Source organism: Agromyces humi (assembly GCF_009720255.1).
GTDB classification, from domain to species: domain Bacteria; phylum Actinomycetota; class Actinomycetes; order Actinomycetales; family Microbacteriaceae; genus Agromyces; species Agromyces humi.
Genome location: NZ_WJSP02000137.1, coordinates 1 through 8,991, shown reverse-complemented (window position 1 = coordinate 8,991; position 8,991 = coordinate 1). Strand labels below are relative to the sequence as shown.

Genomic DNA, 8,991 nt, shown 5'->3' with positions numbered 1-8,991 from the left:
CACGCCGGCGCGGCGGTTGAGGTCCTTGTCGGCGACCGGCATGCCCCAGAGCGGGGCCGCGGTCGGCACGTGCTCCTCGACGTGGCGCGCCCGGGCGAGCGCGGCGTCGGGCGTCACCGTTGCGAACGCGCCGACCTCCCCGTCGAGGCGTTCGATGCGGGCGAGGTAGTGCCGCGTGAGCTCGACCGGCGACACCTCACGGCGCTGCAGCAGCTGGTGGAGCTGGAGGGCGGTGTACTCGTGCAGCTCGGTCACCCTCCGAGCCTACGGCCGCACGTGGGCCGCCGGGGCGCGGCGCTGCCGCCACCGGCGCCGCGCCGGCGGCATCCGCTCGCTACTTCAGCGACTTCTGCAGCAGCACCGTGCCGAGCCAGCGGTCGAACTTGAAGCCGACCCGCCCCATGCGGCCGATCTCCTGGAAGCCGAACTTCTCGTGCAGCGCGATCGACGCCTCGGCGCCCTGGTCGGCGATCACGGCGATGATCTCCTTGAGGCCCGCCGCCTTCGACCGGTCGATCAGCTCGGCCAGGAGGGCCCGGCCGAGCCCCTTGCCGGCCGCCGCCGGCCCGAGGTAGATGGAGTTCTCCACCGTGTAGCGGTAGGCGCGCTTCTGCTTCCACGGGGCGACGAGCGCGTAGCCGAGCAGCTGCCCGCTCGGCGACTCGGCCACGAGGAACGGCATGCCGAGCTTGTCGAGGTAGGCGAACTTCGCCTTCCACTCCTTCAGGGTCATCGCGTCCTCGTCGAAGGTGACCGTGGAGTTCGCGACGTAGTAATTGTAGATCTCGCGCACGGCCGGCATGTCGGGCAGCACGGCATCGCGGATCGTGAAGTCGAACGGCGTCTCGGGCTCGGGAGCCTTGCGGAGGTGCCGCGGCAGCACCCGTCGTTCCTGGTATTCCTCCTCGAGCATTGCAGCAGACTACCGCCGAAGCCGCGGCACCGGATGCCCCTCCCGCGTCATGCGGGCAGGCTCCAGTCGACCGGCTCGCCGCCCTGCGCGACGAGCATCGCGTTGGCGCGGCTGAACGGCCGCGAACCGAAGAAGCCGCGGCTCGCCGACAGCGGGCTCGGATGCGCCGACTCGATCACGGGCGTGCTGCCGAGCAGGGGCCGAAGGCCCTGCGCGTCCCGCCCCCACAGGATGGCGACGAGCGGCCGGTCGCGCCCGACGAGCGTGCGGATGGCATGGTCGGTCACCGTCTCCCAGCCCTTGCCGCGATGCGAAGCGGGCGCGCCGGGGCGCACGGTCAGCACGCGGTTGAGCAGCATCACGCCGTTCGTGCTCCACGGAGTGAGGTCGCCGTGGCTCGGCGGTGTCACCCCGAGATCGTCGGCGAGCTCCCGGTAGATGTTCGCAAGGCTCCGCGGCACGGGCCGCACGTCGGGGTCGACCGCGAACGAGAGGCCGATCGGATGCCCCGGCGTGGGGTACGGGTCCTGACCGACGATGAGCACGCGCACCTCGTCGAGCGGCGCGCCGAACGCCCGCAGCACGTGCTCCCCGCGCGGCAGGTAGCCGTGGCCCGCCGCCGTCTCGGCGCGGAGGAAGTCGCCGAGCTCGGCGATGCGCGGGCCGACCGGGGCGAGGGCGCGTGCCCACCCCGGGTCGATGAGTCCGTCGGCGGAGAGCTCGTCGAGGGATTTCGCGGACACCGTCAGCTGCCGATCGTGGAGACCAGCACGCCGCCCTCGGTCGGGAGCACCCGCCAGACGCTGCCCTTCCCCTCGACGCGGAGCCCGCCGTCGCCCACGATCAGGGCGGTGCGCTCGTCGATGCCGAGCCCGCCGGCGACGAGCCCGGATTCGACGGCCGCCACCAGGCGGGCGAGCATGCCGCGCTGGGCGACGTGCACCTCGATGGCCACGTCGACGAGGCCGATCCCCGACTCGATCTCGAGCTCGTCCGCCGGCTCGTCAGGGTCCTCGGGTGCGACGACCACCCCGCCGATGCGCGTGCCGCTCGCGAGGGAGCCCTCGGCCGCGATCATCGCGCCGGCAGAGGCGCCGAGATAGGGCACTCCGCCGGCGACCAGACGACGCAGTTCGCCGAACACCGGCTCGAGTCCGGCACGCACGTCCTCGACGAGCCCGCCGCCCACCGCGATGCCGTCGACGTCGGCGATCGCGCCGGGCTCGATCGGCTCGCCGGGCCGACCTGCGGTCAGCTGCACCTCGATCTCGTGTCCGCTTGCGGCGTCGGCCAGGAGCTCGGCGAGCGCCGGGGCCTTCTCCTCGGCCTCGGGGTGCAGTGAGATCACGGCGATCCGCGGCCGTGCGCGACCCGTGGCGCCGGCTCGCGAGGCCGCCTCGGCGACGAACGGCGCGTAGAGGTCGGCGTCCGCACTCGTGGTCGCGCCGCCGCCGATGAGGTGCACGCTCACGCGGCGTCCTCCCCGGCTGCGACGGGAGGCAGGGCCGACCAGGGGAAGATGATCCAGTCGTCGGTGCGCCGGTAGTCGAAGTCGGGCTCGAGCACGGTGTGCGACTTCGTGTAGAGCGTCGCCGTGCGCACCTCTGCGCCCTCGTCGCGGATGATTGCCACGACCTTGGCGAGCGTGCGTCCCGAGTCGGAGACGTCGTCGACGAGCAGCACCCGCTTGCCGCCGAGGGCCGGGGCGTCGAGCATCGGCGGGTGCAGCACCGGCTCGGGCAGTCGCTCGTCGATGCCCGAGTAGAACTCCACGTTGATCGAGCCGCACGCCTTGGTGCCGAGCGCGTACGAGATCGCGCCCGCGAGCAGCAGCCCGCCGCGGGCGATGGCGATCACCACGTCGGGGGTGAACCCCGATCGCAGCACGTCGCCGGCGAGCGATCGTGCGGCATCGCCGAACTCGTCCCAGGTGAGGATCTCGCGGCGGATCCCGTCGACGCCGGTGCCCGCGTCGTTCGCATCGAAGGTCATCCGAACAGGCTACCCGGCGGCGCCGTCGGGTCGCTCGGACCCGGAGGGCTCCTCGGGGGGCAGCGCGTGGGTGGCCGCGGGATCGGCCTTCTCGCCGGTGGAGAGCGACGGCGCCGCGAGCTCCGCGCCGGTGTGCCGGAGCCCCGCGACGCGCTCGTTGAGGTAGGAGATGATCGTCGCCGACGCCGTGCCCACGATCGCGATGCCGCCCGCCATGAGCAGCACCGCATAGAACCGGCCCGCCGGGGTCACGGGGTACAGGTCGCCGTAGCCGACGGTCGTGATCGTGACGATCGCCCACCAGATGGCGTCGCCGAAGGTCGTGATGTTCGCGCCCTTCGTGCCGCGCTCGGAATCGAGGGTGGCGAGCGCGAGGAAGAACACCCATGCGCATGCGTAGGCGAGCGCGAGGATGATGAACTGCGCCCGCACCGCGCTGGGCGTGTGGCGCTTGAGGACCGGCAGGTCCTGGAGGAGCCCGACGACGCGGAGCGCCCGGAACACTGGCAGGATCGCCGAGAGCACCTCGAGGGGGTGGTGCCACGCATAGTGCCACCGCCGGCCGTGGGGCGTGAGCGCGATCCGGATCACCACGTCGATGATGAAGATGACCCACGTGGCGACGAGGATGACGAAGATGACGCTCGTCACCGCCGGCGGCCGGTCGGGCCAGAGCACGTAGACGGTGTAGCTGAACACGAACAGCACGCCGAGCAGGGCCAGCCCGCGGGCGGTCACATCGACGTAGCGTCGTCGTCGACCGGTGGCCTCGTCGCCTTCGGACACCCCGCGCAGGGTCACCGGCCGACCTCGGGCTTCACCGCGAGCTCGCCCTTCGCGAACCGGTGCGGGGCCGCCTGCGCCACGGGCTTCACCACGATGAGGTCGAGGTCGACGTGGCGCGGCTTCTGCACCGCATCGAGGATGACGGCGGCGATGTCGTCGGCCACGAGCGGCTCGGGCACGTCGTCGTACACGGCGTCGGCGCGCTCGCGGTCGCCGCCGAAGCGCACGAGGGCGAACTCGTCGGTCTTCACCATGCCCGGTGCGACCTCGACGACGCGCAGCGGCTCCCCGTTCAGCTCCAGGCGCAGCACCTCCGTGAGCGCGTGCGCCGCGAACTTGGCGGCGTTGTAGCCGCCCCCGCCGACGTACGCGGTGTGCCCCGCGATCGAGGTGACGTTCACCAGGTCGGCCACGCCGCGGTCGAGCGCGCCTCGCCGCAGCAGCGGGAGCAGCGCGCTCGTGACCCGCTTGAGCGCCAGCACGTTCACCTCGAACATCCACGCCCAGTCCTCGACGGACGACGCCTCGACGGAGTCGAGGCCCTTCGCGCCGCCCGCGTTGTTCACGAGCGCGTGCACTGGCCCGGTGGCCTCCAGGTGGTCGCGCAGGGCGTCGACGTCGCGCTGCTCGGTGAGGTCGGCCACGAACACGGATGCCCCGGTCTCGTCGGCGAGCGCGCGCAGTCGCTCCTCGCGGCGGGCGACGCCCACCACCTCCCACCCGGCGGCCCGGAAGGCGCGCACGGTGGCCTCGCCGATCCCCGAACTCGCCCCGGTCACGACCGCTCGCAGCACTCCCATGGGCCTTATTCTGCACCGCGGCGCGTCCGATCCGGCACTGCGCCACCGGGACGCCTGGAGCCGCCGCCGCGGCATCCGTCGAACCGGTGCGGTTGAATGGGTCGATGCAGACGAGGCCGCATCCGACGACCCCGACGAAGCGCCGGCGGGTCCCGCTGTGGGACAACGCCCGGTGGATCGCGATCACGCTCGTCGTGATCGGCCACGGCATCCTCCCGCTCATCGCGGAGGACGACATCGCGTACAGCGTCTACCTGTTCATCTACTCCTTCCACGTCGCCGTCTTCGTCACGGTGAGCGGATACTTCGCGAAGTCGGGGCCGCCGAGTGCGAGGTCGCTGCGGCAGATCCTCACCGATATCGTCTTCCCGTACTTCATCTTCGAGACCATCTGGTCGGTCGCGAAGTGGGCGCTCGGCGGCGAGTTCAGCCTCGACTACACCACCGCGTCGTGGACGCTGTGGTTCCTCATCGCGCTGGCGATCTGGCGGATCGTGCTGCCCTACCTCGTGCTGCTGCGCTACCCGCTGCTCATCGCCGTCGCGATCTCGATCGGGGCCGGCTACACCGAGACGATCGACTCGACGCTGGCGATCTCGCGCACGCTCGGCATGCTGCCGTTCTTCGTGTTCGGCTGGAAGCTGCGACAGTGGCAGCTCACCGGCAAGTGGCTCGACCTGTCGTCACGGGTGGCCTGGCGCTGGCGCGCCGGCGCGATCGCCCTCTTCGCCGGCGTGCTGCTGCTCATGCCGTTCGCCATCGAGACGTGGCGCGACCTCAAGCTCCGGCGCTTCATGCTCTACGACGAGGCGTACGTGGCGATCGGCTACGACGACCCGTGGTCGGGCGCCATCCGGCTGGTGCTGCTGCTCTCCGCGATGCTGCTCGCCGTGGCCTTCCTCGTGCTGATGCCCCGGGGGACGCGCTGGTTCACGCCCTTCGGCACGGCCACGATGTACATCTACCTGCTGCACACGTTCATCCTCTTCCCGTTCCGGGAGACGCCGCTCCTGCACGGCCGCCAGCCGTTCTGGGTGCTGCCCGCGATGATCCTGTTCTGCATCGGCATCTCGGTGGTGCTGTCGCTGAAGCCGGTGCGCCGGGTGTTCCGCCCCCTCGTCGAGCCGCGCGCGAGGTGGCTGTTCCGCGCCGAGCCGTCGACCGCGACCGGCACGCTCGTGCTGCCGCCCGGCGCGATGCAGCCCCCTCCCCCGGCATCCGGCGAGCCGGCGACCGGGGGGCCCGCGTCCGCCGAGCCGGCCCCCGAGGATCCGCCGGCGACGGGACCGACGCCGCCCGGGTGACCCGCGCCGTCGCCCGATGACGCCGTGTGTCGGCATCCGTTGCCGCCCCATCGGCGCGGACGTAACGTGGCTCGCGGTTGCGGCGGGTCCGCACACCCGACCGAGAAGGAGACCTCATGGCAGAGCACGCCGCCGACTGGCGCTTCGAGACGAAGCAGGTGCACTCCGGCGCAGCACCCGACCCGGTGACCCACGCCAGGGCCACCCCGATCTACCAGACCACGTCGTACGTGTTCGACAACGCGCAGCACGCGCAGAACCTCTTCGCGCTGGCCGAGTTCGGCAACATCTACACGCGCATCATGAACCCCACGCAGGCCGTCGTCGAGGAGCGCATCGCCGCGCTCGAGGGGGGCACCGGCGCCCTGCTCGTCGCCTCGGGCCAGGCCGCCGAGACGTTCGCGGTGCTCAACATCGCCCAGGCGGGCGACCACATCGTCTCGTCGTCGTCCATCTACGGCGGCACCTACAACCTCTTCAAGTACACGCTGGCCAAGCTCGGCATCGAGACCACGTTCGTCGAGAACCAGGACGACGCCGACGAGTGGCGCCGCGCGGTTCGCCCCAACACGAAGCTCTTCTTCGCCGAGACGATCGGCAACCCGAAGATCAACGTCCTCGACATCGAGCTCGTGGCCGGCGTCGCGCACGACGCGGGCATCCCGCTCATCGTGGACAACACGATCGCCACGCCCTACCTGATCCGCCCCTTCGAGCACGGCGCCGACATCGTGATCCACTCGGCGACGAAGTTCCTCGGCGGCCACGGCACCGTCATCGGCGGCGCCATCGTCGACGGCGGCACCTTCGAGTGGTCGAAGAACGTCGAGAAGTTCCCCGGCCTCACCGAGCCCGACCCGTCGTACCACGGCGCGAGCTACACGGCCGCGGTGGGCGACGGCCTGGCCTACGTCATCAAGGCGCGCGTGCAGCTGCTCCGCGACCTCGGCGCGGCGATCGCCCCGAACAACGCCTGGCTGCTGATCCAGGGCATCGAGACGCTGTCGCTGCGCATCGAGCGGCACGTGCAGAACGCGCAGGAGATCGCGGAGTGGCTCGACGACCACCCCGACGTGGCGAGCGTGAACTACTCGGGGCTGCCCTCGAGCCCGTGGTACGCGGCGGCCAACAAGTACGCGCCCAAGGGCGTCGGCGCGGTGCTCTCGTTCGAGCTCAAGGGCGGCGTCGACGCGGGTCGCGCGCTCGTCGACAACCTGCAGCTGTTCAGCCACCTCGCCAACATCGGCGACGTGCGCTCGCTCGTGATCCACCCGGCATCCACGACGCACTCGCAGCTCACGCCCGAGCAGCAGCTCACGACGGGCGTCACCCCCGGCCTCGTGCGCCTCTCCGTGGGCATCGAGAACATCGACGACCTCAAGGCCGACCTCGAGGCCGGCCTGGCCGCAGCGCGCGCCGCCACGGAGGCAGCCCGGGTCTGACCCACGCTGACACGAACGACGGATGCCGCGAGCAGCAGATGCCCGCGGCATCCGTCGTTGCACGGGGGTGCCGGGCGTAACAAACGCGTGCCGGCGGCCGGGGTTCGGGAGAATCGAGACATGGACTGGCAGACCACCGCCGACGCGGTGCCCGCGGGCATCGTGTCGGAGGCGCGCGCGCAGGCGCTGCAGGGGCGCGCGCCGGCCACGGGCGCCTGGCGCGAAGGCGATCCGGTCGGCGACCGGAGATTCGTCGGCATCGGCGATGTCGCCCTCGACGCGGGCGGCGTGCTTCCCGGGGTGCGCATCGCGTACGAGACCTGGGGCACGCTCTCGCCCGAGCGCGACAACGCCGTGCTCGTGCTGCACGCCCTCACCGGCGACAGCCATGTCGTCGGCCCCGCCGGTCCCGGGCATCCGAGCGCCGGCTGGTGGCCCGGCGTCGTGGGGCCGGGGCTCGCGATCGACACCGACCGCCACTTCGTGGTCGCCCCGAACGTGCTCGGGGGCTGCCAGGGCTCGACCGGCCCCGCGTCTCTCGCCCCCGACGGCCTGGAGTGGGGCACCCGCTTCCCGTTCCTCACGATCCGTGACCAGGTGCGCGCGCAGGTGGCGTTCGCCCGGGCCATCGGCATCCAGCGGTTCGCCGCCATCGTCGGCGGCTCCATGGGCGCGATGCACGTGCTCGAGTGGGCGGTCATGGCGCCCGAGGCGGTCGAGCGCATCGCCGTGCTCGCCGCGCCCGCCGCCGCGACCGCCGACCAGGTGGCCCTGAACTCCGTGCAGATCGAGGCGATCCGCACCGACCCGTCGTTCCGCGGCGGCGACTACTACGACGCGCCCGACGGCGAGGGCCCCACGCGGGGACTCTCCCTGGCGCGACGCATGGCGATGCTCAACTATCGCACCGCCGCCGAGCTCAACCTCCGCTTCGAGCGGAGCTGGCAGTCCGACCTCGACCCGCTGGGCGGCGGCGGCCGGTTCGCCGTCGAGTCCTACCTCGACTTCCACGGCAACAAGTTCACCCGCCGCTTCGACGCCAACAGCTACCTCGTGCTCACCGAGGCGATGAACTCGCACGACGTCGGCCGCGGTCGCGGCGGCGTGGCCGCAGCCCTCGCCGGCATCCGCGCGAAGAGCCTCGTGCTCGGCATCGACAGCGACCGGTACTTCACGCTCGAGGGCCAGGAGGAGATCGCGGCGGGGCTGCGGCACAGCGTGCACGGCGACCGACCGGTGCTCGTGCACTCCGAATACGGGCACGACGCGTTCCTCATCGAGCACGAGGCGGTCGGCGACGCACTGCGGCGGCTGCTCGCCGCCTGAACCACGCCGGGTGCGCATGGCGGAGAAGACGCGGCATCCACGCCGACTCCGCTACAGTTCGAATGTCGGCGTCCCTCGGTCATGAGTGCCCGATCCTGCGAGGGGGTGGCGTGAAGCGCATCCACAAGGAACGCGACCGGCTCCTGCGACACCTCGCGCGCGTCGCCGGGTTGGTCGGCACCGCGTGCGCTCTCGCCTGCCTGCTGATCCCGGGCGTGGCGACGCCCGCCGAACTGGCCGTCGGCTCGGTCATCTGCGTCCTCGTCGCCGTGCTCGTGGGCCTCTCCACCGCCCGAGGCGCGATGCTGCCGGCGCTCGGCGTGGTGGCCGGCGCCATCGCGTTCGTCGTCGTCCTCGGCTCGGCGTCGGTGCTCGACGCCCCCACGACGACCGCGATGGCCGCGATGACCGGCGTCGCCTCGGCATCC

At 71.9% G+C, this 8,991-nt stretch carries 10 protein-coding genes and 1 pseudogene; 4 read left to right on the top strand and 7 right to left on the bottom strand.

Going from position 1 to position 8,991, the window contains the following annotated elements:
- The 7 genes from GH736_RS12195 to GH736_RS12165 all read right to left on the bottom strand — a co-directional run.
- Nucleotides 1–255 (bottom strand): amidase family protein (locus GH736_RS12195; protein ID WP_268891240.1); only part of this gene is annotated, 255 nt, incomplete at its 3' end.
- A gap of 79 nt (nucleotides 256–334) precedes the next feature.
- Complete coding sequence (locus GH736_RS12190) at nucleotides 335–913, bottom strand: GNAT family N-acetyltransferase (protein ID WP_159603605.1); 579 nt, start codon at nucleotides 911–913, stop codon at nucleotides 335–337.
- A 47-nt stretch (nucleotides 914–960) separates the two neighbouring features.
- Nucleotides 961–1,656, bottom strand: a complete 696-nt coding sequence (locus tag GH736_RS12185) for a uracil-DNA glycosylase (RefSeq protein ID WP_235934110.1) — start codon at nucleotides 1,654–1,656, stop codon at nucleotides 961–963.
- 2 nt (nucleotides 1,657–1,658) lie between these two features.
- Nucleotides 1,659–2,384, bottom strand: coding sequence for a Type 1 glutamine amidotransferase-like domain-containing protein (locus GH736_RS12180; protein WP_159603603.1), 726 nt, complete (start codon nucleotides 2,382–2,384; stop codon nucleotides 1,659–1,661).
- Nucleotides 2,381–2,905 (bottom strand): phosphoribosyltransferase, encoded by a 525-nt coding sequence (locus tag GH736_RS12175; protein ID WP_159603601.1) that lies wholly within the window; start codon nucleotides 2,903–2,905, stop codon nucleotides 2,381–2,383. The genes GH736_RS12180 and GH736_RS12175 overlap by 4 nt, the downstream gene beginning before the upstream one ends.
- Before the next feature lie 9 nt (nucleotides 2,906–2,914).
- Nucleotides 2,915–3,691 carry a potassium channel family protein gene (locus GH736_RS12170; protein WP_159603599.1) on the bottom strand — a complete coding sequence of 259 codons (777 nt, stop codon included), beginning with the start codon at nucleotides 3,689–3,691 and terminating at the stop codon, nucleotides 2,915–2,917.
- Nucleotides 3,692–3,702: 11 nt separating this feature from the next.
- Nucleotides 3,703–4,491 (bottom strand): SDR family NAD(P)-dependent oxidoreductase, encoded by a 789-nt coding sequence (locus GH736_RS12165; RefSeq protein ID WP_159603597.1) that lies wholly within the window; start codon nucleotides 4,489–4,491, stop codon nucleotides 3,703–3,705.
- 104 nt (nucleotides 4,492–4,595) lie between these two features.
- Between GH736_RS12165 and GH736_RS12160 the strand changes: the two genes are divergently transcribed.
- The 4 genes and pseudogenes from GH736_RS12160 to GH736_RS12145 form a co-directional block, all read left to right on the top strand.
- Complete coding sequence (locus GH736_RS12160; RefSeq protein WP_159603595.1) at nucleotides 4,596–5,795, top strand: acyltransferase family protein; 1,200 nt, start codon at nucleotides 4,596–4,598, stop codon at nucleotides 5,793–5,795.
- A 116-nt stretch (nucleotides 5,796–5,911) separates the two neighbouring features.
- The gene (locus tag GH736_RS12155) at nucleotides 5,912–7,237 is read left to right on the top strand and encodes a bifunctional o-acetylhomoserine/o-acetylserine sulfhydrylase (protein ID WP_159603593.1); all 1,326 of its coding nucleotides are present in this window, start codon (nucleotides 5,912–5,914) and stop codon (nucleotides 7,235–7,237) included.
- Between the two features lie 120 nt (nucleotides 7,238–7,357).
- Nucleotides 7,358–8,563 carry a homoserine O-acetyltransferase MetX gene (gene metX / locus GH736_RS12150; RefSeq protein ID WP_159603591.1) on the top strand — a complete coding sequence of 402 codons (1,206 nt, stop codon included), beginning with the start codon at nucleotides 7,358–7,360 and terminating at the stop codon, nucleotides 8,561–8,563.
- A 110-nt stretch (nucleotides 8,564–8,673) separates the two neighbouring features.
- Nucleotides 8,674–8,991 (top strand): annotated as a pseudogene (locus GH736_RS12145) (hypothetical protein); the annotation flags it as partial.

Excerpts from the sequence above, each read along its gene's own strand:
- GH736_RS12190 (WP_159603605.1), bottom strand. The coding sequence starts at position 913 with ATGCTCGAGGAGGAATACCAGGAACGACGGGTGCTGCCGCGGCACCTC.
- GH736_RS12175 (WP_159603601.1), bottom strand. The coding sequence starts at position 2,905 with ATGACCTTCGATGCGAACGACGCGGGCACCGGCGTCGACGGGATCCGC.
- GH736_RS12165 (WP_159603597.1), bottom strand. The coding sequence starts at position 4,491 with ATGGGAGTGCTGCGAGCGGTCGTGACCGGGGCGAGTTCGGGGATCGGC.
- GH736_RS12160 (WP_159603595.1), top strand. The coding sequence starts at position 4,596 with ATGCAGACGAGGCCGCATCCGACGACCCCGACGAAGCGCCGGCGGGTC.
- GH736_RS12155 (WP_159603593.1), top strand. The coding sequence starts at position 5,912 with ATGGCAGAGCACGCCGCCGACTGGCGCTTCGAGACGAAGCAGGTGCAC.
- metX (WP_159603591.1), top strand. The coding sequence starts at position 7,358 with ATGGACTGGCAGACCACCGCCGACGCGGTGCCCGCGGGCATCGTGTCG.